A 23,579-nucleotide genomic window follows, 5' to 3' on the forward strand; every position below is an offset into this window, starting at 1 on the left:
CGCGTCTCCGACTTCCGCTTTGTCGAAGGATCTCCGGCCACTTTGTCGAGGATCTCCGGCCACTGGGACTCGCGGGCTTCCACAGGGCTTGGCGAACGCGCCTGATCCTCCCGGGCTCACGTCAACACATCCGTCCACAATGGACTAACCAGCGCGCCGGCCCACCCGCCGCGACACCCCGAACCAGCGACTTGTCAGCCGCCCTCGCGCCGCGCGATCATAAATTTAGGGGTTCCCCCAAGTAACGCTGTTTTGGATGATTTGGCGCGCTGAGGGTGCCGAAAACGCGGCCACGTCGGGCGAATCGGCAGGCTCCTCGTGCGGATCGGTGACAGGTTCTGGTTCGCCGCGAAGTTCCCCAGGCTTCCTGAGGCCTCGTCACGGCCTTCCCAGTCTTCTCCAGGCCCTCAGGGTTCCATCGGCGGAGCGCCGGGCGGCACCGTGCGCAGGCCCGCGGGCGCGCCCTCGTCGAGCAGCCGCAACACCGCGTCCGTGTCGAGGTGCCGCTCGACGAGATCCCCGAGCAGATCGAGCTGGGCCGCGCGCGCCGCCGCGAACGCGACGTCCGGCGCCGGCACGAACCCGTCACGGCCAGCGCGCTCCGCCGCCCAGCGCAGGAACGCCCGACGGAAGTCGTCGTTCTCGAACAGCCCGTGCCAGTGGGTCCCGACGACGTTCTCCCGCACGCCGCCCTCGGGCTCCCCGCCCGGCAACGTCACCAGCGGCGCCAGGCCGTCGCCTCGCCGCACGACCCGCCCGTGATGGATCTCGTACCCGGTGACGGCGTGCCCGAACGCCTCACCCACGGGCCGGGTGAGCGTCTTGTCCGGCGCGAAGGCGACGTCGACGTCAAGCAACCCCAGCCCCGGCACGACGCCCGCGCCCGACTCCACCGGGTCGTCGATGCGCCGCGACAGCATCTGGAACCCCCCGCAGACGCCCAGCACGGGCAGCCCCCGCTCCGCGTGCGCCCGCACCGCGTCGGCGAGCCCGGTGCGCCGCAACCAGTCCAGGTCCGTCACGGTGGCCTTCGAGCCGGGCAGCACCACCAGGTCGGCGTCGGCGAGCCGGGAGGGCTCGGTGGCGAACCGGACCGAGACCCCGGGCTCGGCGGCCAACGCCTCCACGTCGGTGGCGTTGGAGATGCGGGGCAGTCGGACCACGGCCACCCGCAGCCACTGACCACCGACCGGCGGCCTCGGCCGGCCGACCACGCCGTCCGCCGCGTAGGACAACGAGTCCTCGGCGTCCAGCCACAGCTCCTCCCGCCACGGCAGCACGCCGTGCACGGGCCGGCCGGTCAGCGCGCGGAGCTGCCGCAGCCCCGGTTCGAGCAGCGCGGGGTCCCCCCGGAACTTGTTGATGACGAACCCGGCCACCAACGCCTGGTCGGCCGGGTCGAGCAGGGCCAGCGTGCCGAACAGGTGCGCGAACACGCCGCCCCGGTCGATGTCCCCGACGACCAGCACCGGCAGGCCGGCCGCCCTGGCCAGGCCCATGTTCGCGATGTCGTTCGCCCTGAGGTTGATCTCGGTCGGGGAGCCGGCGCCCTCGCACACCACGGCGTCGAAGTCCCGGCGCAGCCCGTCGAGCGTGGCGTGCACGGTCCTGGCCAGCTCGGCCTTGCGCTCCCGGTAGGACAGCGCGGTCACCTCGCCGACCGCCCTCCCCAGCACGACGACCTGCGAGCTGCGGTCGCCCCCCGGCTTGAGCAGGACCGGGTTGAACCGCACGCTCGGCTCCAGCCCGGCCGCGGCCGCCTGGAGCGCCTGGGCCCGGCCGATCTCGCCGCCGTCCGGCGTGACGACCGAGTTGTTCGACATGTTCTGGGCCTTGAACGGGGCGACCCGCACCCCCCGGCGGGCCAGCCACCGGCACAGCCCCGCCACCAGGACGCTCTTCCCCGCGTCCGAGGTGGTTCCGGCGACCAGCAACGCACCGCCCACGGCGCGACCTCCCCTCACGCGACCCTCGTCGGGTGACATCATCCGGGGCATGCCGCCGTCCCCGACGACCACCGTCCTCGTGCACAGCCCGTTCCTGGGGCCGAGCAGCCTGCGACCGCTGGCCGCCGCCCTCCTGCGGCAGGGACGCCCCGCCCTGGTCCCGGACCTGCGGCCCGCCCTGACCCAGCGGGAGGCGGGAGCGGGGGCGGGGACCGCGAGCCCGACGCACCAGCGGCTGGCCGCCGTGTTCGCGAGCGTCGTCGACACCAACGCCACGTCGGGGCCGCTCGTCCTGGTCGGGCACAGCGGAGCGGGGCCGCTGCTGCCCAGCCTGGCCGCCGCCCTGGACCGACCGGTCCTCGCCCTGGTCCTGCTCGACGCCGAGCTGCCCACCCCCGGCCGCTCCTGGAACCAGACCGCCTCGGCCGAGCTGGTAACCCTCCTGCGCGGGCTGGTCGCCGACGACCACCTGCCGCCGTGGAGCGCGTGGTTCCAGCCGGACCCGCTGCCCGAGCTGGTGGACGACCCCGCCCTGCGCGAGCGGATCGCACGGGAGCAACCCAGGGTGCCCGCGGCGTTCCTCGACGAGCCGCGACCGGACGTGTCCTGGCCGGGCCGCATCGGCTACCTGCTGCTCAGCGCCACCGCCTACGGCGACGCCGCGCGGGCGGCGCACCGGGCGGGCTGGCCCGTGCGGCACCTGCCCGGCCACCACCTGGCGTCGGCCACCGAGCCCGGCCCGGTGGCCGACGCGCTGCTCGCCCTGGTCGACGCGCTCACGGCAGGGTGAGGATCTCCACGCCGTCCTCGGTGACCACCACGGTGTGCTCGAACTGGGCGGTCCACTTCTTGTCCTTGGTGGTGACGGTCCAGCCGTCGTCCCACATGTCGTAGTCGATCGTGCCGAGAGTGATCATCGGCTCGATCGTGAACGTCATGCCGGGCTCCAGCACGGTCTCCACGCCCGGCTCGTCGTAGTGCAGGACCACGAGCCCGCTGTGGAACGAGCGGCCGATGCCGTGCCCGGTGAAGTCCCGCACCACGCCGTAGCCGAAGCGCCGCGCGTAGGACTCGATCACCCGGCCGACCACGTTGAGCTGGCGGCCCGGCCGCACGGCCCTGATCGCCCGCATGGTCGCCTCGTGGGTGCGCTCGACCAGCAGCCGCGCCTCCTCGGACACCTCGCCCGCGAGGAAGGTCGCGTTGGTGTCGCCGTGCACGCCCCCGATGTACGCGGTGACGTCGACGTTGACGATGTCCCCGTCCTCGATCACGGTCGAGTCGGGGATGCCGTGGCAGATCACCTCGTTGAGCGAGGTGCAGCAGGACTTGGGGAACCCGCGGTAACCGAGCGTCGACGGGTAGGCGCCGTGGTCGCACAGGAACTCGTGCACGACGGCGTCGATCTCGTCCGTGGTCGCGCCGGGCCGCACCGCCTTGCCGGCCTCCTGCAACGCCTGCGCGGCGATCTTGCCGGCGACGCGCATGGCCTCGATCACCTCGGGCGGCTGCGTCCACGGGTCCGTGTTCCTGGCCGGCGCGGGCCGGTCCACGTACTCGGGACGCTCGATGGTGGCCGGGACCGGGCGACGCGGGGACTGCCGGCCCGGCACGAGCGGTGCTCTCACGGACATGTCCCCCACCTTACGGGGCGCCCGGTACGGCGACCGGCAGACCGACCTCCTCCGCGGCGGCCAGCAACCTCCTGTCGTCGGTGACGAACGCGGACAGCCGCTCCCGCAGGTGGATCGCGGACGCGAGGTGGACGGCGTCCAGCCACCGCAGGGGGAGCGGGAGCGCGCCGGCGGCGTCCAGAACGTCGGAGGTCATCGGCGTCTGGTCGATCTCCACGAGGACGGCGCCGGCCTGGCGGAGCGCGTCGTCGCCCTGGCCCCGCACCGGTCGGACGACCTCCACCCTCGCCAGGGAACTCGTGACCCGCGCCTGGTCGGGAAACGGGGCGACCCATCGCGCGAAGGCAGGCGTCTCCGCCTCCCTGACGCACCAGCCTCACCAGTGCCGAGGAGTCGAAGTAGATCACCAGCGCTCCTCGTCCCGAAGTCGGAGCAGCTCCTCGGAGGCGCTCACACGGGGGATCGGTGGAAGGGGCTCGGGGAACGGCCCCCACGGCCGGGGACCAGCTCCCCGTTAGCGATCAACTGCTCCCGGAAGGTCGCCCCGGGGCGATGGGCCGCAGCAGGGCGACCGGAACGCCCCGGTCGGTGACGGTGAAGGACTCGCCCTCGGCGACGCGCCGCGGATACGCGCTGGCGTTCTGCCGGAGCTCCCGCACGCCGACGTGTTCCGCGGAGATCAACTCCACGTGCTACACCGTGCTTCGACCTCCCTCGCCACCCAGCTCCTTCACTCCACTATCGGGTGGCTGGTGACCTCACCTGACGGAGGACAGGAACCGGGCCGTGACGTCGAGGGCCGGGACCGAACTGTTCGCGTCCACCACCAGGGTGGCGAAGGCCAGGTCGCCCTGGTAGCCGACGAACCAGCCGTGGGACGTGGTCGCGTCGCCGACCTCGGCGGTCCCGGTCTTGCCGTGCACGTCGGGGATCGAGGCCAGGCGGGACCCCGTCCCCTCCGTCACGACCGCGCGCATCATCGCGCGCACCGCGTCCAGCACCGCGGGCGGCGGCGCGTCCGGTCGGGCGTCGGCCTTGGTCTCCACGCCCCGCAGCAGGGCGGGCGTGGGCATCGACCCCCGCACCACCGACGCCGCGACCAGCGCCATGCCGAACGGGCTGGCCACGACCTTCCCCTGCCCGAAGCCGTCGGCGGCCCGCTCCCTGGTGTCGCCGGCCGGCGGCGCCGACCCGGTGACCGTGGTGACCCCGGGCAGCTCGAAGTCCACCCCGAGGCCGAGCTGCTGGGCGGCCCTGGTCAACGCGTCGGCGGGCAGACCGGCGGCGAGCTGCGCGAACGTGGTGTTGCACGACCTGGCGAACGCCACCGACAGCGGCACCGTGCCGAGGTCGAAGCCGTCGTTGTTGGGGATCCGGTAGCCGTCGACGACCCACGACCCCGGACAGGGGACCTGGGCGTCGGCGGCCACCGCGCCCGCCTGGAGCGCCGCCGAGGCAGTAACGATCTTGAAGGTGGAGCCGGGCGGGTAGCGCCCGCTCAACGGCAGCGCCCCGGCCCGGTCGGCCGCGCTGTTCTGGGCGACCGCGAGAACGTCCCCCGTGGAGGGTTGGATGGCCACCACCATCGCCTGCTGCGGCACCGTCTCCACCGCGTCCTCGGCCGCGGACTGCACGGCCCGACTGAGGCCCGTGGTCACCGCCGCGGCCAGCTCGGGCTGCTGCTCGTGCAGCGTCTCCACCTCGGCGCCCGCCGCGTTGAGCGAGACCACCCGCCACCCGGCCCGGCCGGCGACCTGGTCCTCGACCGCGCGGCGCACGGCCGGCAGCACCTGGGAGGCGAACGCGCGGTCCGGGGCGAGCAGGCGGGTCTCGGTGGTGAACCGCACCCCCGGCAGCTCGTAGATGCGCGGCTTGACCTGCTGGTAGTCGGTCTCCCGCAGGCTGATCACGGCGTAGGGCTCGCCCTCGGCGACCCGCCCCGCGCCGTCGAGGATGGACTGCCGGGTGATCGAGGAGTCGAACTGCTGGAGCGCGCCGGCCAGCCCGTCGGCCACCGCGCCGAGGTCGCCGGCCGCCTTCCTGTCGAGGAGGACCGAGATCACCTTCTGCGGCGACAGCAGGGGCACGCCGTCCCGGTCCAGCACGGGCGCGGGGTCGGGCCGCAGCTCCCGCAGCGCCAGCGTCTGCTGCACCGCGAGCTTCGGGTGCACGACCGACGGAGACCAGTGCACCTGCCACTCCCCGCGGTGCCGCCGCAGCTCCACGGTGCTCTGGTAGGACCACGTGCGGTCCTTTCCGAGGTTCCAGGCCAACGCGACCGTCGCCTCGGCGGTCCCCGCCTCGGAGGACGGCCTGCGCACCTGCTCCACCCGGTGGGTGAGGCCGGTGGGCGCGAGGGCCTCCCTGACCCGGTCCAGCAGGTTCTTCGCGCTGACGCCGTCGTCGGTGCCCTGGCCGGCCCTGGTCGTGTCGCCGCCGGCGACCGCCTCGTAGAAGACGCGGACCGCGTCCTCGGGGCTGGAGTCGGAGCCGAACCACCCGCAGCCCGCCACGGGCAGCAGCCCGAGGGCGATCACCGTGCCGATCGCGCCGATCCTGCGCCGAGCGGGTCTTCCGTGCACCGCCGCAGTATGCCCGGAGCCGGGGAGGGCGTCCCGCACGGCATCGGCTGTGCGCGGCACCCGGGACGAGGCGGGCGGCGGGGCCGGCGTGGCCATCGTCGGGGTGGTCAGAACAGGACGGTGGCGTAGCTGCCGACCTGGTGGAACCCCACGCGGTGGTACGTGGTCCTGGCCGGCAGGTTGTAGGCGTTGACGTACAGGCTGGCGACCCGGCCGAGACCGCGCACGAGGCGGTCCACGACGGCGGCGGTGCCGGCGGCCCCGAGCCCGTGCCCGCGCCGGGAGGGGTGCACCCACACGCCCTGGATCTGGCCCACCCTGGTCGACAACGCGCCGATCTCGGCCTTGAAGACCACCTCGCCGCCCTCGAACCGGGCGAACGCCCTGCCGGCGGCGACCAGCTCGGCCACCCTGGCCCGGTAGCAGGCGCCGCCGTCGTCGAGCCGGGGGTCGATCCCGACCTCCTCGATGAACATGGCGACGGCCGCCGGCAGGTACCGCTCCAGCTCGTCCGGCCGCACCGGCCGGACGAGTGGGTCGGGGGCGACCCTGGGCGCGCCGCTCATGGCCAGCAGCGGCTGGTCGCCACGCACCTCGCGGGCCGGCCCCCACTCCGGCTCCAGCTCCTGCCACAGCGCGAGCACCTGCTCGGCCGGGCCGACCAGGGACGAGCAACATCGCCCGCGCCGCAGGGCGCGGTCGGCGAAGGCCCTGATGGCGGGCCGCTCCCCCCGCAACGGCACCAGGTTGGCACCGGAGAAGCACAGCCCGTCCAACCGGCTGCCGTAGCCCCACAACTCGCCGCCCAGCCGCCAGGAGTCGACGCCGGCCACCTCCACCCGCGAGGCGACCATGCAGGAGGCGACGGGATCGGCCCGCAACACCCCAGAGACCTGACGTGCGTCCCGGTCGTCGAGCAGCCGGGCGGCGGCGAGCTTCAGCACGCCCCCAGCCTGCCAGACGTCACCAGGGGCACGCGTACGGTGACCCCTGACCGGAGCGGTTCAGAGCACCCGTTCGGAGCAACCGGGTCAGGAAACCGTGACGACGGGCTGACCGGTTCCGACCTCGATCTCACCCGAGTCGGTCATCTCCTCGGCGATCCGCATCGCCTCTTCGATGAGCGTCTCCACGATCTTGGACTCGGGCACGGTCTTGATGACCTCGCCCTTGACGAAGATCTGGCCCTTGCCGTTGCCGGAGGCCACGCCCAGGTCGGCCTCGCGCGCCTCGCCCGGCCCGTTGACCACGCAGCCCATCACGGCGACCCGCAGCGGGATCTCCATGCCCTCCAGGCCGGCGGTGACCTCCTCGGCCAGCTTGTACACGTCCACCTGGGCCCGGCCGCAGGACGGGCAGGAGACGATCTCCAGCTTGCGCGGCCGCAGGTTGAGCGACTGGAGGATCTGGATGCCGACCTTGACCTCCTCCACCGGAGGCGCCGACAGCGAGACCCGGATGGTGTCGCCGATCCCCTTCGACAGCAGCGCGCCGAAGGCCACCGCCGACTTGATCGTGCCCTGGAACGCCGGACCGGCCTCGGTCACCCCGAGGTGCAGCGGGTAGTCGCACTGCTCGGCCAGCATCTCGTAGGCCCGCACCATGACCACGGGGTCGTGGTGCTTGACCGAGATCTTGATGTCGTGGAAGTCGTGCTCGGCGAACAGGCTCGCCTCCCACAGCGCCGACTCGACCAGCGCCTCCGGCGTCGGCTTGCCGTACTTGGCCAGCAGCCGGGGGTCCAGCGAGCCGGCGTTGACGCCGATCCGGATCGGCGTGCCGTGGTCGCGGGCGGCCTGGGCGATCTCCCTGACCTTGTCGTCGAACTTCTTGATGTTGCCGGGGTTGACCCGCACGGCCGCGCAGCCGGCCTCGATCGCGGCGAAGACGTACTTCGGCTGGAAGTGGATGTCGGCGATCACCGGGATCTGGGACTTGCGGGCGATCGCGGCGAGGGCGTCGGCGTCGTCCTGCGACGGGCAGGCCACGCGGACGATGTCACAGCCGGACGCCGTCAGCTCCGCGATCTGCTGGAGCGTGGCGTTGACGTCGGCGGTGACCGTCGTGGTCATCGACTGGACCGAGACGGGGAACTCGCTGCCGACCCCGACCGAGCCCACCATGAGCTGGCGGGTCTTGCGCCGCTCGGCGAGCACCGGCGGCGGGGTGGCGGGCATGCCCAGGTCGACGGTCATCGGGTCCTCTCAGCAGTGCGTCGGCCAGTCCAGGTTACTGGGGCAGCCGGATGGGGTTGACGATGTCGGCGGTCACCGTGAGCAGCATCATCGCGCCGCCGAGGAGCATGAGCACGTACGTGATCGGGAGCAGTTTGGTGTAGTCGACGGGGGCGCCCGCGGGCAGCCCCCGCAGCCGGCGCACCCAGTCCCGCACCCTGCCGTAGACGTTGACCGCGATGTGGCCGCCGTCCAACGGCAGCAGCGGCAGCAGGTTGAACACGCCGACGAAGAAGTTCAGGCCGGCCAGGAGCATCAGGAACAGCTCCCACAGGCCGCGCTCGGCCGCGTCGCCGCCGATGACGCTGGCGCCGACCACGCTGACCGGGCGCTCCGGGTCGTTCTCCCCCATGATGGCCCGCCACACCGCCGGCACCTTCTGGGGGAGCCGCTTGATGCCCTCCCAGGTGTTCTCGAACATCTGCCCGGTCAGGCCCAGGGTCGCCGGCACGGCCTCCAGCACGCCGTACTGGAGCAGTCGCGAGTTCGACAGGCCCACGGCGCCGACGCTGACCAACTGGGTGTCGCCGGCCTTGGCGTCCAGCGGTGCGCGCTGCACCTTCGCCACGTCCACCGTGAGGGTCTGCTCCTGCCCGTCGCGCCGGATGCGGAACGGCGTCGGGCCGGACATCTCCCTGGTCGTCCTCAGGACGTCCTCGTAGGTCGGGGTGCTCCTGCCGCCCACGGCGAGGATCTCGTCGCCCGGCCGCAGCCCGGCCTGCCGCGCGGGGGCGGGGTCGCCGGGCCGGCACTCCTTCTGGGTGGGCGTGGCCGGGACGCAGGCGCTGACCTCGCCGACGATGGCCTTGTTGTCCAGGTTGGGCAGCCCGATCGAGACGGCCATCACGAACAACACGAGGATGCCGATGAGGAAGTGCGTGATGGACCCGGCGGCGAGCACGATGACGCGCTGCCACACCGGCTTGTTGTAGAAGGCGCGCGGCTCGTCCTCGCGGTCGACCTCCTCCAGCGCGGTCATGCCCACGATCTGCACGAACCCGCCGGCCGGGATCGCCTTGAGCCCGTACTCGGTCTCGCCCCTGCGGAACGAGAAGATCTTCGGCCCGAAGCCGACGAAGTACCGCGTGGCCTTCATGCCGAAGGCCTTGGCGGTCAGCAGGTGGCCGAACTCGTGCAGGGCGATCGAGACGCCGATGCCCAACGCGAAGAGGACGACCCCGAGCACGAACGTCACCGCGTGTTCCTCCCCGCCCCGGCGGCCGCGCCGGCCGCCCCCACCAGTTCCCTGGCCCGCGCCCGCGCCCACTCCTCGGCCGCGAGCACGTCGGCCACGTCGGCCGGCGCCGCGCGCCAGCCGTCGGCCTCGGACAACACCTCGGCGACCGTGTCCACGACGGCCGTGAACCGGATGCCGCCGGCGAGGAACGCCTCGGCGGCCTCCTCGTTGGCCGCGTTGTACACCGCCGGCAGGCAGCCGCCCGCCGAGCCCGCGGCGCGGGCCAGCGCCACCGCGGGGAAGGCCTCGTCGTCGACCGGCTCGAAGGTCCACGCCGTCGGCACCTGGAACGTGCAGGGCCGGGTCGCGCCGGGCACCCGGTCCGGCCAGGCGAGGCCGAGCGCGATCGGCAGCCGCATGTCCGGCGGGCTGGCCTGGGCCAGCGTCGAGCCGTCGGCGAACACGACCATGGAGTGCACGATCGACTGCGGGTGCACCACCACGTCGATCCGCTCGTAGGGCACGCCGAACAGCAGGTGCGCCTCGATCAGCTCCAGGCCCTTGTTGACCAGGGTCGCCGAGTTGAGGGTGTTCATCGGCCCCATGGCCCACGTGGGGTGGGCCAGCGCCTGCTCCACCGTGACCTCGTCCAGCTCCTCGCGGCGCCGGCCGCGGAAGGGGCCGCCGGACGCGGTGAGCACCAGCCGGTCGACCTCGTCGGCGCGGCCGCCGCGCAGGCACTGCGCGAGCGCCGAGTGCTCGGAGTCCACGGGCACGATCTGGCCGGGCCGCGCGGCGGCCAGCACCAGGGGGCCGCCCGCGATGAGCGACTCCTTGTTGGCCAGCGCGAGGGTGGCCCCGGTGCGCAGTGCCTCCAGGGTCACGGTCAGGCCGCGCGAGCCGACGACGCCGTTGAGCACGACGTCGGTCGGGGTGCTGGCGACCAGCTCGGTGACCGCGTCCGGGCCGACCAGGACCCGGGGCAGGCGGAACTCGCCGCGTTCGTAGCCGCGCCGCTGGGCGGCGGCGTACAGGGCGAGCTGGAGGTCCTCGGCGGCGGTCGCCCTGGCCAGGGCGACGGCGGACACGCCGAACTCGACCGCCTGCTCGGCCACGGTGGCCGGGTCGGCGCCGCCGGCGGCCAGGCCGACCACGCGGAACCGGTCCGGGTTCCGCCGGACCACGTCGAGCGCCTGCGTGCCGATCGACCCGGTTGACCCGAGAACGAGCACGCCGCGCTGCTGGGAGGGGGGCGTCTGGGGTGCTGCGGGCGCTGGGCCCTGGCTGCTGGCGGACTCCATCGCCCCCATTGTCCCCGAACCGGGGTAAACCCCCGTTGAGGTGCCCCAAGATAACGTCCTGATAACGACGAACCCCAGGGGAGCGTGAGGACGCCGCGCACGGGCAACTCAGTAGCGGCGGTAGTGATCGCCGAGGGCGCGCCCCGGGCGCGCCGAGGAAGGAGACACCGGTGGGCATCATCGGCTGGATCGTGCTTGGCTTGCTCGCGGGCGCACTGGCCAAGGCCATCATGCCCGGTAGGGACCCGGGTGGGATCTTGGTGACGATGCTGCTGGGCATCGTCGGCGCCTTCGTCGGTGGCTTCATCGGTCGGTTGATCTTCAACACCGACCTGGGCCAGTTCTTCGACATCCGGACCTGGCTGCTGGCCATCCTCGGCTCGATCGTCGTGCTGGCGATCTACCGAGCGGTCGTCGGCAGGCGCGTCACCCACTGACGGGCCAGGTCCGTCAGCACCGACCGCGGCGCCCCTTTCCCCGAGGGGCGCCGCGGTCGACGTCTGTCCGGACTCGTCCCCGCCGACCACGGGGGCCCCGCCGCCCCGCCGCCTCGCCGCCGGAGCTGCCCGAGCCGCCCGAGCCGCCGGTCGGACGACACCAGGCGCACGCCGTCGTCAGCACCCCGGCGGGGGCTTCTCCAGCTCGGCGGCGCAGGGGACGAGCCCCGCGCCACCTCGACCTCTTCACCGGCTACCTCTCCACCGGCCCGCCCGACCTGGCAGCCGTCTGTCAGCCCGGCAGCGCCAGGTCCGCGCGCCTTCCCGCCCGGCGCGCCCGCCACGACACGACCGCCACCCCGACGAGCAACAACGCGGCGCTCACGGCGACCATCAGCGTCGACAGGGCGACGATCTCCGGCGACACCCCGCGCTTGCTCGCCTGGCCGTAGATGAACACCGGCAACGTGGTGGAGCCGACGCCCGTGAGGTAACTGGAGATCACCAGGTCGTCGAAGGACAGCAGGAAGGCGAACGCCGCCCCCGCGACCACCGCCGGCGCGACCAGCGGCAACGTCACCGTGCGGAACGCGGTGAGCGGGCCGGCGCCCAGGTCGGCGGCGGCCTCCTCCAGCCGCACGTCCATCCCCGCCAGCCGGGACCGCACCACGACCACCACGAAGCTCAGCGAGAACGCGACGTGCGCGGCCAGCAGCGCGCCGAAGCCCAGCGGGATGCCGGCGAGCTTCACACAGAACGCCAGCAGGCTGACCCCCATCACGACCTCGGGCACCACCAGCGGCAGGCTGAGCACCACCGTCCACAGCCCGCGCCCCCGGAACACCCGGCGCAGCCCGAACGCCGCCAGCGTGCCGACGACGGTGCACACCGCGGCGCTGCTCAGCGCCAGCCGCAGCGTCAGGCCCAACGCGGACCGCACCCGCTCGTCGGCGACCAGCTCCGCGTACCAGTGGGTGGAGAACCCGGTGAACCGGCTGACCGTGCGCGAGTCGTTGAACGAGACCAGCGCCAGCCACAGGATCGGGGCGTAGAGGAACACGAACACCAGGGCCACCGCGGTGACCAGCGCCCACGGCCGGCGGCCGGCCCCGCGGCGACGGCGGCCCCGGGGAGCGGGCTCCCCCGCCACGGTCACGCGCCCGTCGGCGCGGTGCGCGTTCACAGCACGTCCTCCCCTCGACGGCCACGCACGACGAGCACCACGACCACCAACGCCATCAGCAACACCGCCATCGCCGACCCCAGCGGCCAGTTGTTGCCGCCCCGGAACTGGTCGTCGATGACGCTGCCGAAGGTGGACTGGTCGACGCCGCCGAGCAGCTTCGGCGTGACGAAGTCGCCGGCCGAGGGCACGAGCACGAGCAGCGAGCCGGCGAGCACACCCGGCCGGACCCCGGGCAACACCACCCGGAAGAACGTCGACACCCGGCCGTGGCCGAGGTCGTAGGACGCCTCCACCAGCCGGTAGTCGAACCGTTCGCACGCCACGTACAGCGGCAGCACCATGAACGGCAGGAAGCCGTAGGTGAGCCCGAGCACCACGGCGCCGTCGGTGAGCAGGAAGCCGCCCTCGCGGCCCAACCCCACCGCGCCGAGCAGCCGGTTGACCAGGCCGTCGCCGTCCAGCAGCGCCTTCCACGCGTAGATGCGCGCCAGGTAGCTCGCCCAGAACGGCACCAGCACCGCCGCCAGCAGCGCGTTGCGGTGTCGGCCGCCGTGCCGCGCGATGAACCACGCCAGCGGGAAGCCCAGCACCAGGCAGGCCACCGTCGTCAGCGCCGCGTAGGCCAGCGTCCGACCGAAGATCGGCAGGAACGCCGGGTCCAGCGCGGTGCGGTACGCCTGCGCGGTCCAGGGCAACACCACGCGCAGCGGCCCGGTGTCCCTGGTGGCGAAGCTGTACTGCACCACCAGGGCGAGCGGGACCAGCAGGAACAACGCCAACCAGAGCCCGGTCGGCAGCAGCAGGAGGTTGGCCGACAGCCAACGGGGAACGCGACGCCGTGCCATCAGCCCGTCTTGACCCTGGTCCACGCGTCGGCGTACCTGGCCTCCACGTCAGGACCGAGGTCCTTGGTGAACGGGAGCTTGGCGAGCACGTCCGCCGGCGGGTACACCAGCGGGTCGTCCAGCAGCTCCTTGTCGATCATCGGCTTGGCGGCGGCGTTGGCGCTGCCGTAGCGGATGGCGTTGGCCAGCTTCGCGCCGACGTCCGGCCGGAGCACGTAGTCGAGGAAGCGGTGCGCGTTCTCGGCGTGCGGGGCCTTGGCCGGGATGCACAGCAGGTCGACGTAGCTCATGCCGCCCTCGCGCGGGATGGCGTAGGCGAGGTCGGGGTTGGCCTTCCTGGCCTGGAAGGCGTCGCCCGAGTAGCACTGCGCGAGCGGGACCTGGCCCGAGGTGAGCGGCTCGATGACGTCGGAGGTGATCTGCCCGATCTTCTTCTTCAGGTCGAGCAGGTAGCGGGTCGCGTCCTCGATCTGCCGGGCGTCCTTGGTGTTCGGGTCGTGGCCCAGCGACAGCAGGCCGATCATCATGCCGTCCCTGGCCTCGTCCAGGATGGTGGCGCGCCCCTTCACCGACGCGAGGTCGTAGGCGGAGAACCCGGTGACCTCGGCGCCGACCTGCGACCGCGAGTAGGCCAGGCCGGTGGTGCCCCACGCCCACGGGATCGAGTACCGGTTGCCCGGGTCGTAGTCGGCCTCCCTGAACCGCTGCTCCAGGTTGCGCAGGTTCGGGATCAGGTCGTGGTCCAACGGGCGGACCAGGTTCGACCGCAGGAACCGGCGCAGGAAGTTGTCGCTGGGCACGACCAGGTCGTACCCGGCGGCCCCCGACGCGATCTTGGCCTCCAGCTCGTCGTTGGAGCTGAAGTTGTCGTAGGTCACCTGGATGCCGGTCTCCGCCTGGAAGCCGGGCACGGTGTCGTCGGCGATGTAGTCGGTCCAGTTGAAGAAGTTGAGCTTCTTCTCGTCGACGTCGTTGGTCGCCTTCACGTCGGTCGCCGACCCGCTCGGCGCCGGCGGCGCCTCGGAGATGCCGCAGGCCGCGGCGCCCTGCGCGGCGAGCGCGAAGAAGGCCATCGACCGCAGCATCGACCGGCGGGTCATCCTCGGGCTGCCGGCGTCCCACAGCCGCGCGACGCGCACGGTCCGCTCGTTGCCACCCATCGGGTCAGCGCACCTCCTCGACCAGCTCACGCCGGTCCTGCCCGACCGGCTCGGCGTCCAGCACGACGGTGAACTCGGGGTCCCACGCCATCCGCACCGGCTGGCCCGGCGTGCCGGCGTCGGAGATCCGCCGGGCGTTCTGCACGAACGCCACCAGCGACCCGCCGCCGGGCACGTCGACGACGTACTGCGTGGACATGCCGGTGTAGACGACGTCGGCGACGGTGCCGGTGAGCGAGCACCAGCCCGCTGGCGGCTGCTCGTCGCCGTCGGCGTCGTACAGGTGCAGCTTCTCGGGGCGCACGGTGACCGCCAGTCGCTGCCCGTGACGCACCGCGCGGCCGGCCGGCAGGCTCGCCCGCAGCCGCTCCACGCCGTCGGCGGTCAGCTCCACCGCGCCGTCGGCCAGGCCCGAGACGGTGGCGTCCAGGATGTTGGACGTGCCGATGAACCCGGCGACGAACCGGGTCGCCGGCCGCTCGTAGACGTCCTCGGGGTAGCCGACCTGCTCCACCCGGCCGGCGTTCATCACCGCGACCCGGTGCGACAGGACCAGCGCCTCCTCCTGGTCGTGCGTGACGTAGAGGAACGTCGTGCCGACCTCGCGCTGGATGCGCATCAGCTCGATCTGCATCTGCTTGCGGAGCTGCGCGTCCAACGCGCCGAGGGGCTCGTCGAGCAGCAGGACGCGGGGGCGGGCGGCCAGCGCGCGGGCGATGGCCACCCGCTGCTGCTGGCCCCCGGACAGCTCGGTGGGGCGCCGCTTGGCGAACGCCGACAACTGCACGAGCTCCAGGTGCTCCCCGACGCGTTCCCGCAGCTCGGAGCCCTTGATCCGCTTCCGGCGCAGGCCGTAGGCGACGTTGTCCCACACGCTCATGTGCGGGAACAGCGCGTAGGACTGGAAGACCGTGTTGACGTCACGGCGGAACGGCGGCACGCCGACCATGTCCACGCCGTCCAGCTCGATCCGGCCGGCGTCCGGGTCGACGAACCCGGCGATCATCCGCAGCAGCGTGGTCTTGCCGCAGCCCGACGGACCGAGCACCGAGAAGAACTCGCCCTCGTGCACCCGCAGCGAGACGCCATCGACCGCCACCTGGTCGGAGAAGCGTTTGGTGACCCCGTAGATCCCCACCTCGACCGGGGCGAACGTGTCGGGCGTGCGCTCCTCTGCCGGGTGGAACCCACCAGGCGGCTCATCGGTCAATCCGGGCACCTTCCAGGCAGTCTTCGGCCACGACGGGCCGTGCGGTTGGGGGAACGGGACGGGTCGCGCGAGGCGCGCCGGCTTCGTCGGAGGCGGCCACGGTCGGGCCGTGGTCCCCTCCGCCCGCGGGCACCGACCGGGCGGGCCCCGCGAACACGGGCGCGGGCGGGCCCGCGGTGCGCCAGGGTAGACGAGTTCACCCGGTCACAGCGAACCGAGCCCAACGCGTCCGCCACCCGATCGTGTGCGACGATGGCCGGCGCAACCCGACCGTGATGCTGGCGCAGGAGAGGTAGTGGCCACTGTGTCCAACTCGTCCAACTCGTCCCGCCCGTCCACCGCGGAGCTGGAGCAGCGGCGCGCCGTGACGGAGCTGGACCTGGAGCAGGAGCCGTCGGCGGAGTGGGGCTGGCACGGCACCTTCCCGCGCGCCACCCAGATCGCCGGCTGGTTCACCGCCGCCGTGATGCTGCTGATGCTCATCGGCAACCACCGCGGCCGCGTCGAGGACGTGTTCCTCGTCCTGATCGCCGTGACCATGGCCTTCATGCTGGTGCGCGACATCGTCAAGCGCCGCACCCACTGGCGGCGCTGACCCCGGCCATCGACCACCGGTCGCCCGAGCCCACACCGAAGGCGCGTCCAGGGACCTCTCACGGTCCCGGGCGCGCCTTCCGTCGTTCCACCGACCAGCGCGTTGGTCGCCGGGCTGTCACCACTCCACGGGTCGAGCACCTCGGCCCTGGTGTTCGCGAAGTCGCGGGCGTTCCTCGTGGCCAGGTCAACGCCACACCAGCTCGGAAAGGCCGCTCGCGCCGAGGGTGATCACTCGGGGAGGTCCACGACGCGCGCCGGCTCAGTCCGTTCCGGGAGTTCGAGCGCCGCGGCCCCGCGCCGGAGGACCTACGGCGAATGCGGGTCCCCATCCCCATCTCGCGGGTCGGCCTGGTGGGGGCGGAGATGAGGATCGCCCGCACCTCCACCTCCATGCATCCATGGACCGACCGTGCTCGGCGGCGCGGACGCGCGACTCCGCGTTGAGGCCCTCGTCCACGTCGCGGATGGACAAGGCCGCCATGCACGAACCCTCTGACGCTGTCACTACCAGCACAGTGCGGGCTCTGGCGTCCGTGGGGCGGGAGCGCCAGAGGGTTCGCCGGCTTCCGCCGGGCCGGGTGATCAACCCTCGGCGGCGAGCTGGCCGCAGGCCGCGGCGATCTCCTGACCCCGGGTGTCCCTGACCGTGCAGGCCACGCCCTGCTCCTGCACGCGGCGCACGAACTCCCGCTCCACCGGCTTCGGCGAGGCGTCCCACTTGGACCCCGGCGTCGGGTTGAGCGGGATCAGGTTGACGTGCACGAGCTGGCCCAGGTGCTCGCGCAGGAGCCGGCCCAGCAGGTCCGCCCGCCAGCCGTGGTCGTTGACGTCGCGGATCAGGGCGTACTCGATCGAGACGCGCCGGCCGGTGCGGTCGGCGTAGTGACGCGCGGCCTCCAGCACCTCCCGGACCTTCCAGCGCGTGTTCACCGGCACGAGGGTGTCGCGCAGCTCGTCGTCCGGCGTGTGCAGCGACACCGCCAGCCGCACCTGGAGGCCCTCGTCGGCGAGCTTGTGGATCGCCGGGACCAGGCCGACCGTGGAGACGGTGACCGACCGCTGCGAGATCCCGAGGCCGTTGGGGGCCGGGTCGCAGATGCGGTGCACGGCGTCGACCACGCGGCGGTAGTTCGCCAGCGGCTCGCCCATGCCCATGAACACGATGTTGGTGAGCCGACCCGCGTCCTCACCGCCGTCGATCCCGGGCAGCAGGCCGTCCCGCATGGCGGCGGCGGCCGCGCGCACCTGCTCGACGATCTCGGCCGTCGACAGGTTGCGCTGGAGGCCGCCCTGGCCGGTGGCGCAGAACGGGCAGGCCATGCCGCAGCCGGCCTGGCTGGAGATGCACACGGTCGCCCGGTCGGGGTACCGCATGAGCACGCTCTCCAGCAGCGTGCCGTCGTGGGCCTTCCACAGCGTCTTGCGCGTCTGACCGTCGTCGCAGGTCACGTGGCGCACCGGGGTGAGCAGCGGCGGCAGCAGGCGCTCCACGAGCTGGGCCCTGGTGGTGGCCGGGATGTCGGTCATCGCCTCCGGGTCGGCGGTGAGCCGCCCGAAGTAGTGGTGCGAGAGCTGCTTGGCCCGGAAGGGCTTCTCCCCCAGCTCGACGACGGCCGCCTGGCGCTGCTCGGCGGAGAGGTCGGCGAGGTGCCGCGGCGGCCGGCCACGGCGCGGGGCGTCGAACACGAGCGGGAGCGAAGTCATAACGGTCCCAGTGTTCCAGATCGCGCGCGTGACCCGGCCGGCGTCCGGTGTTACGCCCGCCGCAGCCCGCGTTCCGGCCCCGGCGGTCGCCGGAACGCGGGGAAGGTGAGGAGACCGCCCAGCGTCAGCCGAGGACGATTCCCTCAGGCTTGGTCCGGGTGTGCAGGCGGTAGCGAACCGGAATCGTCAGGCCCTGGGTCTCGGCGATGGCCCGTTCGGCCACCTTCGGCGAGAACTCGATCCGCAGCACCGCCTCCAGGCTCGCCCGGTCCGGGAACCGCCACAGGGTGTCGACGCGGCGGCAGTCGAAACCGTGCCTGGCGAAGAACGCCTCGACCGCCACCGGGTCGTAGTGCGGCATGTCCGCGCGCATCCAGTTCCCGTACGGCGCGCTGCTGGCGTCGAGGTCGACGACCGCGAGCACCCCGCCGGGTCGCAGGACCCGGTCGGCCTCACGCAGCCCCGGCTCGCAGCCCGGCCCGAAGAAGTAGGCGGTGCGCGCGTGCACCAGGTCCGCGCTCGCCTCCGCCACGGGCAGCCGCTGGGCCGGGCCGACCAGGACCGTCACGTTGTCCAGAGCGGCGACCCGACGCCGCGCCCGCTCCACCAGCGGCGGGTGCGGCTCGACGCCGGTCACCGATCGCGCGGTGGCGGCGAACACCGGGAGGTGGAACCCGTCGCCGCAGCCGACGTCGACCACGTCGCGGCCGGCGAAGTCGTACGCCTCCCGCAGCGCGCTCCAGATCGCCCCACCGGAGTCCTGGGCGTGGTTCTCCACCTCGTACACCTCGGGCCAGTGCCAGATGTTCGGGCTGGGCACGACCTCGGGAGCACGGGCCGCCGACGACGTCGACGCCGACAGGGCCGCCCGCACGAAGTTCCTCACCCTTTCGCTCTACCAGGTGATGCGCGGGCGTGCCAGTGCCGGCCGACTCATCCGGGAAGCGGCGCGTCGGCGGCGAGCGCGCGATAGAGACGGCGGCCGGCCTCGACGTCGAGGAGCACGCGGTCGCCGCCCTGCCGGAGACCGCCCTCGGAGCCGGGATCAGAGCCGTGATCGGGGCCGGTGCTGGTGCCGGTGCCGATCGAGGCGATCGGCGCGGCGAGGAGGACGAACCGCTCCGGCGGGACGGATCGCAGGGTCGCGACCAGCCCCTCCAGGTCGACCAGCGAGGCGCGTTCGTCCACAGTGGACGAAGCCAGGACGTCCGACACGACGCGCCGCAGCCGGACCGGGTCGAGCGGGGCGTCGTCACGGGCCTTGCGCGCCACCGCCCTCACGAGCTCCTGCTGCCGCCGAACACGGTGCGAGTCCACCGCACCTCCGGGACCACGCCACTCGCGCACGTAGGCCAGCGCTCGCTCGCCGTCCAACTCGTTGCGCCCCGGCCGCAGCGCCAGGCCGCTGTCCGGGTCGGGCGCCGGCCACACCCCGTCGTAGTCGATCTCCACACCGCCGAGCGCGTCCACGACCGCCCCGAGGGCGTGGACGTCGAGCTGGACGTACCGGGTGACGACCACGCCGGTCAGCTTCTGCACCGTCCGCACGGCGCAGGCCGGACCACCGGTGGACAACGCGGAGTCGAGCGCTCCCGTGTAGGGAGTGGTCCAGCCGCCGCCCTGGCGCGGGCAGGCCGGCACCTCCACCCATGCGTTCCCGGGAATGCTCACCGCCGTGACACTCGCGCGGTCGGCCGGCACATGCACCAGGACAGTGGTGTCGGGCCGGGCGCCCTCGACCCCACTCGTCCCAGCCCTGCTCGTCCCAGCCCCGCCCGTCCCGGCCCCGCGCGTCCCGGCACTTCCGCCTGCTCGCGATTCCACGCCGATGACCAGGACGTTCTCCGCGCCCCGCCGTCGTGCGACGCCCACGACGTCCGGGTGATCAACCTGGAGCACTCCGTTCACCCGGCGCATCGCGGCGTCCAGACGCCACCACGTCAGCCCGAACGAGCCGGCGAGCAACAGGCTGAGGACCGCCAGCCCCACCAGGCTCCCGCGCAGCCAACGGCCGCGCCGCACCAGCCGGAGGCGGTGCCGCGCGTCACCCCGCGCAGCGGTCGTCCCACGTCGCATCGTCGACCACTGTCCCGGGAGCCGCCCCGTCGGCTCCTCCGCCCAACGGGACGGAGCGTGGTCGGCCCGGGCAGGGCCGATCGGCCGGGGCCGACCGGGCCACGCGGGGTCAGCCGCTCCTCCCGGTCGCGCGCGTCCCCCACCCCGGCGGGACGGCTCAGTAGGGCAACTCGACGTCGACGACCGTGCCCCCGCCCTCACGCGGGCACACCTGGAAGGCGCCGCCCGCGCCAGTGATCCGGACCTGCTGACTGGCCAGCCCGATGTGCCCCTCGGCGATGCGCCGCCGCAGCACACCGGGCTGGATGCCCACCCCGTCGTCCCGCACGGACAGCCGCAGGCGCCCGGCGCTCGCGCTCAACCGCAGCTCCACGTGGGAGGCCCTGGCGTGCCGCTCGACGTTGGCCAGCAACTCGCGCGCCGCCGAGTACACCAACTGCTCGGCCGGATGCCTCGGCACCGGGTCAATCCGGCACTCCAGGGTGAACCGGCCCCGCTTCGCCGCCCGCTCCCCCAGGCTGCGCAGGGCCTGGGCCAGACCGGCCTCCCGCAGGACGCGCGGGTGCAGCTCGAACACCGCCTCCCGCAGCTCCCGCACGGTGTCCGTCACCACCTCACGCACCCGGTGCCACCACGCGCCCCGCTGCTCCGGCGCGACCTCCTCCAGATCCAGCCGCACCGCCAGCAGGTTCTGCACCGCGCCGTCGTGCAACGCCTCGGCCAACGCCGCCCGCTCCCGGTCCTCCACCCGCAGGACCTCCGCGAGCAGACGCTCCCGTTCGTCCACCAGGCTCTGGATGCGTTCGCTGCGCCTTCCCAGGGCCACCGTCAACAACGTGCACATACCCGTGAGCCACAACAGGTAGCTGGCGTCGGTGCCGGCGCGGAGCAGGTCGTACGGAAGCCCGCGCGACGGGTCCAGATTCGCCACGTCCTCGGGGCGCAGCGGCGCGAGGACCAGCACCCCGTGCCCCACCAAACCGGCGAGGCCCACCCCCGCCGTCAGCCACGCGCGGTTCCACGGGATCGCCGCCACCGGCAACAGGAAGTACGCGTACCGCGCCTCCGAACCCGGGCCCCGGGACAACGCCGCAAGGACGGTGATCACGACGAGGTCGACCACCGCGGCCACCACCGCGGCCATCGGCCCCACCCGCTCGGGCCGGGTCACGAACCGCAGCCAGCCCAGAGCCCACAGGACGTAGGCCGCGACCACGGAGTAGAACACGACGCGGTGCTCGCCCTCGGTGGCCGTCAGGCCCCCCAGGGACAACGGCAGCACCAGGAGCAGGCGCGCCCACCCGGCGCCGCGCACGGACGCCGGTCCCCTCGACCCGGCCGACCTCACTCCAGCAGGCCGCGGCGCATGGCCTCGGCCACCACCGCCGCCCGGTCGCCCACGCCGAGCTTCTCGTACAGCCGCTGCGTGTGACTCTTCACCGTGCTCGGGCTCAGGTGCAGGTTCCGCGCCACCTGCGGGATCGTCAGGCCGGCCGCGAAGGACCGCAACACCTCCCGCTCCCGGTCGGTCAGCACCGGGCGGTGCTGACCGCCCCGCATCCGGATCTGCCCGGCCAGGCCGGTCGCCACCTCCGGCGGCAACACCGCCTGGCCCCTGGCCACCCGCAGCACCGCGTCGATGATCTGGTCACGGTCGGCGTCCTTGCCGAGGTACCCGGCCGCGCCCCGCTCCAGGGCCTCGAACACGACCGGCCCGTCCGTGGTCGCCGAGATCAACAGCACCCGGCAGTCCAGCCCGTCCCTGGTCACCGCGTCCGCGACCTGGACGCCGTTCCTGCCGGGGAGGTTGTAGTCGACCATCAGCACGCAGGGGGCGTGCTCCCGCGCCGCCACCAACGCCTGCTCGCCGTCGGCGACCGCCGCCACCACCTCGATGTCGTGGTTCCAGCCCAGGGCCCGGCTCAGTCCGTCCCGGTAGATCGGGTGATCCTCGGCGATCACCACCCGGACCCGGTCGCCGCTCACGTCCGCAATCCCCCGTTCACCGCCCCGCCGGCCCAGCGGCCGGCGGCCGTGCGCCCTCCGCCCGCCGGTCGACCGAGGACACCGGGTCGGGCCCCGACGCGGGAAGACCACGGTCCCCCGCCGCCTCGGGCTTCGCTCCGGCGGCCCCATCGTAGGCCGCGGCGTGCTCGCCGGACTGCCCGGCGGTGCCCATCTCCGCGCGGAAGATCCGCAGCGACCGGCCGACCGACCGCGCCGCGTCCGGCAGGCGCTTCGCGCCGAACAGCATCGCGAACACCAGCACGACGACCAGCCAGTGCCAGGGGCTCAACCCACCCATCGCCAGGACCTCCCACCGGGCCCGGGCGCTGCCCGGGGCCCCTCGCGTCGCCCGCCCCGGCAGGGAACGGGAACGGCGGACGGGTGGTGGCCGCCCCGTCCCCTGCCAGGTCCGGCGGCGGGGACGAGCCCCGCCACACCTCGACGCTAGGGGTGGGTCCGATCCCCGGGTCACCGCCCAGCGGGTCACCCCGTGGTCGACCACCGGCCCCCTGATCGGGGGATGTCCGGGCGCGGTGCGGTCGGGGAAGGTCCCCCCGCCGGCCTAGGGTCCGACACGGATTCCCGCTGATCACACGGCCCTCGGCGCCGTGCAGGAGAGGAGGGCGCCCATGGTCCACGCCGACCCGGCCGGCTTCGCGCCGGGCACCCCGTGCTGGGTCGAGCTCGCCAGCCCGGACCCCCGGGCCTCCCGCGAGTTCTACGCCGGCCTGTTCGGCTGGCGCTACGCCATCAACCCCGACCCGACCACCGGCAACTACACCTTCGCGCTGCTCCACGACCGGCCCGTGGCCGGTCTCTACACCTGCCAGGGACGCGCGCCGAACGAGCTGGCCACGTGGATGCTCTACCTGGCCACCGTCGACGCCGGCCGCACCGCGCAACAGGTGAGCCTGCTCGGCGGCCAGCTCGTGCACGGCCCAGTCGAGCTGCCGGGGCGCGGGCACATGCTGATCGCCGCCGACCCGACCGGAGCGGTCGTCGGCTTCTGGCAGCCCACCGGCGCCTGGCGGTTCACCATGGCCCTGCCCGGCGCGGTCAGCCGCGGCGAGCTGCACTCCCGGGACGGCTCGATGGCCGACACGTTCTTCGCCGCCCTGTTCGGCTACACCCAGGAGCCGTGGGACGACCCCCGCACCACCGACTACACCCTCTGGTCGCTGGGCGGCCGCACGACCCGACTCGGCCGGTTGGGGATGGGGCCGGAGTTCCCGCGCGAGATGCCCCCGCACTGGATGGTGTACTTCGACGTCGACCCCGAGGTGGGCGTCGACCGCCTCGCCGAGCGCGCCCTGCGGCACGGCGGACACGTCGCGCTCGCGCCGTTCACCACCCGGGAGGGCCGCGTCGCCGTCCTCACCGACCCGTCCGGGGCGACCTTCGCCGTGCGGGACAGCGCGTCCAGGACGTGACCACGCCCCGGCCGCCCCCACCACCGCCGACCACCGCCGGCGGGCGCCGTGCC

At 73.4% G+C, this 23,579-nt stretch carries 24 protein-coding genes; 4 read left to right on the plus strand and 20 right to left on the minus strand.

Features of this window, described 5'->3' with window-relative positions:
* Positions 1-407: 407 nt before the first annotated feature.
* Complete coding sequence (locus LX15_RS22470; protein WP_253671652.1) at positions 408-1,985, minus strand: cobyric acid synthase; 1,578 nt, start codon at positions 1,983-1,985, stop codon at positions 408-410.
* Positions 1,986-1,995: 10 nt separating this feature from the next.
* On the opposite strand from LX15_RS22470, the gene LX15_RS22475 reads away from it, so the two are divergent.
* Positions 1,996-2,736: a serine/threonine-protein kinase gene (locus LX15_RS22475; RefSeq protein WP_253671614.1), complete on the plus strand. Its 741-nt coding sequence runs from the start codon at positions 1,996-1,998 to the stop codon at positions 2,734-2,736.
* Here the strand turns inward: LX15_RS22475 and map are convergent.
* The 8 genes from map to dxr all read right to left on the minus strand — a co-directional run bounded on the left by map (position 2,723) and on the right by dxr (position 10,874).
* The gene (gene map / locus LX15_RS22480; RefSeq protein WP_253671615.1) at positions 2,723-3,580 is read right to left on the minus strand and encodes a type I methionyl aminopeptidase; all 858 of its coding nucleotides are present in this window, start codon (positions 3,578-3,580) and stop codon (positions 2,723-2,725) included. The two genes, LX15_RS22475 and map, sit on opposite strands and share 14 nt — an antisense overlap.
* Before the next feature lie 10 nt (positions 3,581-3,590).
* Complete coding sequence (locus LX15_RS22485) at positions 3,591-3,863, minus strand: PIN domain-containing protein (protein WP_253671616.1); 273 nt, start codon at positions 3,861-3,863, stop codon at positions 3,591-3,593.
* A 238-nt stretch (positions 3,864-4,101) separates the two neighbouring features.
* A complete protein-coding gene (locus LX15_RS22490; RefSeq protein ID WP_253671617.1) occupies positions 4,102-4,269 on the minus strand; it encodes a type II toxin-antitoxin system Phd/YefM family antitoxin in 168 nt (55 codons plus the stop codon).
* 69 nt (positions 4,270-4,338) lie between these two features.
* Positions 4,339-6,162 (minus strand): penicillin-binding transpeptidase domain-containing protein, encoded by a 1,824-nt coding sequence (locus LX15_RS22495; protein ID WP_253671618.1) that lies wholly within the window; start codon positions 6,160-6,162, stop codon positions 4,339-4,341.
* Positions 6,163-6,269: 107 nt separating this feature from the next.
* Positions 6,270-7,106 carry a GNAT family N-acetyltransferase gene (locus tag LX15_RS22500; protein ID WP_253671619.1) on the minus strand — a complete coding sequence of 279 codons (837 nt, stop codon included), beginning with the start codon at positions 7,104-7,106 and terminating at the stop codon, positions 6,270-6,272.
* 87 nt (positions 7,107-7,193) lie between these two features.
* Positions 7,194-8,357 (minus strand): flavodoxin-dependent (E)-4-hydroxy-3-methylbut-2-enyl-diphosphate synthase, encoded by a 1,164-nt coding sequence (gene ispG / locus LX15_RS22505; protein WP_253671620.1) that lies wholly within the window; start codon positions 8,355-8,357, stop codon positions 7,194-7,196.
* Between the two features lie 34 nt (positions 8,358-8,391).
* Positions 8,392-9,591 carry a M50 family metallopeptidase gene (locus LX15_RS22510; protein WP_253671621.1) on the minus strand — a complete coding sequence of 400 codons (1,200 nt, stop codon included), beginning with the start codon at positions 9,589-9,591 and terminating at the stop codon, positions 8,392-8,394.
* Complete coding sequence (gene dxr / locus LX15_RS22515; protein WP_253671622.1) at positions 9,588-10,874, minus strand: 1-deoxy-D-xylulose-5-phosphate reductoisomerase; 1,287 nt, start codon at positions 10,872-10,874, stop codon at positions 9,588-9,590. The genes LX15_RS22510 and dxr overlap by 4 nt, the downstream gene beginning before the upstream one ends.
* Before the next feature lie 170 nt (positions 10,875-11,044).
* Here dxr and LX15_RS22520 point away from each other — a divergent pair, with 170 nt between their 5' ends.
* Entirely contained in the window at positions 11,045-11,311 is a 267-nt protein-coding gene (locus LX15_RS22520) for a GlsB/YeaQ/YmgE family stress response membrane protein (RefSeq protein WP_253671623.1), read from the plus strand.
* A 292-nt stretch (positions 11,312-11,603) separates the two neighbouring features.
* Here the strand turns inward: LX15_RS22520 and LX15_RS22525 are convergent, their stop codons facing one another.
* The 4 genes from LX15_RS22525 to LX15_RS22540 are packed head-to-tail and all read right to left on the minus strand — an operon-like array spanning position 11,604 to position 15,712.
* Positions 11,604-12,494 carry an ABC transporter permease gene (locus LX15_RS22525; protein WP_253671624.1) on the minus strand — a complete coding sequence of 297 codons (891 nt, stop codon included), beginning with the start codon at positions 12,492-12,494 and terminating at the stop codon, positions 11,604-11,606.
* A complete protein-coding gene (locus tag LX15_RS22530; protein ID WP_253671625.1) occupies positions 12,491-13,342 on the minus strand; it encodes an ABC transporter permease in 852 nt (283 codons plus the stop codon). The genes LX15_RS22525 and LX15_RS22530 overlap by 4 nt, the downstream gene beginning before the upstream one ends.
* On the minus strand, positions 13,342-14,502 hold the full coding sequence (locus tag LX15_RS22535) for a polyamine ABC transporter substrate-binding protein (RefSeq protein ID WP_253671626.1): 1,161 nt from the start codon (positions 14,500-14,502) through the stop codon (positions 13,342-13,344). The genes LX15_RS22530 and LX15_RS22535 overlap by 1 nt, the downstream gene beginning before the upstream one ends.
* Positions 14,503-14,506: 4 nt before the next feature.
* Positions 14,507-15,712, minus strand: coding sequence for an ABC transporter ATP-binding protein (locus tag LX15_RS22540; protein ID WP_253671627.1), 1,206 nt, complete (start codon positions 15,710-15,712; stop codon positions 14,507-14,509).
* 295 nt (positions 15,713-16,007) lie between these two features.
* Between LX15_RS22540 and LX15_RS22545 the strand changes: the two genes are divergently transcribed.
* The gene (locus tag LX15_RS22545; protein ID WP_253671628.1) at positions 16,008-16,307 is read left to right on the plus strand and encodes a DUF2631 domain-containing protein; all 300 of its coding nucleotides are present in this window, start codon (positions 16,008-16,010) and stop codon (positions 16,305-16,307) included.
* A 261-nt stretch (positions 16,308-16,568) separates the two neighbouring features.
* Here the strand turns inward: LX15_RS22545 and LX15_RS33625 are convergent, their stop codons facing one another.
* The 7 genes from LX15_RS33625 to tatA form a co-directional block, all read right to left on the minus strand.
* Positions 16,569-16,790, minus strand: a complete 222-nt coding sequence (locus LX15_RS33625; RefSeq protein WP_372502777.1) for a FitA-like ribbon-helix-helix domain-containing protein — start codon at positions 16,788-16,790, stop codon at positions 16,569-16,571.
* A gap of 101 nt (positions 16,791-16,891) precedes the next feature.
* Positions 16,892-18,013: a dual-specificity RNA methyltransferase RlmN gene (gene rlmN / locus LX15_RS22550; RefSeq protein ID WP_253671629.1), complete on the minus strand. Its 1,122-nt coding sequence runs from the start codon at positions 18,011-18,013 to the stop codon at positions 16,892-16,894.
* 124 nt (positions 18,014-18,137) lie between these two features.
* Positions 18,138-18,899: a class I SAM-dependent methyltransferase gene (locus tag LX15_RS22555; RefSeq protein WP_253671630.1), complete on the minus strand. Its 762-nt coding sequence runs from the start codon at positions 18,897-18,899 to the stop codon at positions 18,138-18,140.
* Positions 18,900-18,946: 47 nt separating this feature from the next.
* On the minus strand, positions 18,947-20,089 hold the full coding sequence (locus tag LX15_RS22560) for an LCP family protein (RefSeq protein WP_253671631.1): 1,143 nt from the start codon (positions 20,087-20,089) through the stop codon (positions 18,947-18,949).
* A 157-nt stretch (positions 20,090-20,246) separates the two neighbouring features.
* A complete protein-coding gene (locus LX15_RS33220) occupies positions 20,247-21,404 on the minus strand; it encodes a sensor histidine kinase (RefSeq protein ID WP_253671632.1) in 1,158 nt (385 codons plus the stop codon).
* Positions 21,405-21,433: 29 nt separating this feature from the next.
* The gene (locus LX15_RS22570; protein WP_253671633.1) at positions 21,434-22,075 is read right to left on the minus strand and encodes a response regulator; all 642 of its coding nucleotides are present in this window, start codon (positions 22,073-22,075) and stop codon (positions 21,434-21,436) included.
* A 16-nt stretch (positions 22,076-22,091) separates the two neighbouring features.
* Complete coding sequence (gene tatA / locus LX15_RS22575; protein ID WP_253671634.1) at positions 22,092-22,394, minus strand: Sec-independent protein translocase subunit TatA; 303 nt, start codon at positions 22,392-22,394, stop codon at positions 22,092-22,094.
* A gap of 331 nt (positions 22,395-22,725) precedes the next feature.
* On the opposite strand from tatA, the gene LX15_RS22580 reads away from it, so the two are divergent.
* Positions 22,726-23,526: a VOC family protein gene (locus tag LX15_RS22580; protein ID WP_253671635.1), complete on the plus strand. Its 801-nt coding sequence runs from the start codon at positions 22,726-22,728 to the stop codon at positions 23,524-23,526.
* Positions 23,527-23,579 lie beyond the last annotated feature (53 nt).

The sequence above is a fragment of the Streptoalloteichus tenebrarius genome, from assembly GCF_024171885.1.
Classification (GTDB): Bacteria; Actinomycetota; Actinomycetes; order Mycobacteriales; family Pseudonocardiaceae; genus Streptoalloteichus; species Streptoalloteichus tenebrarius.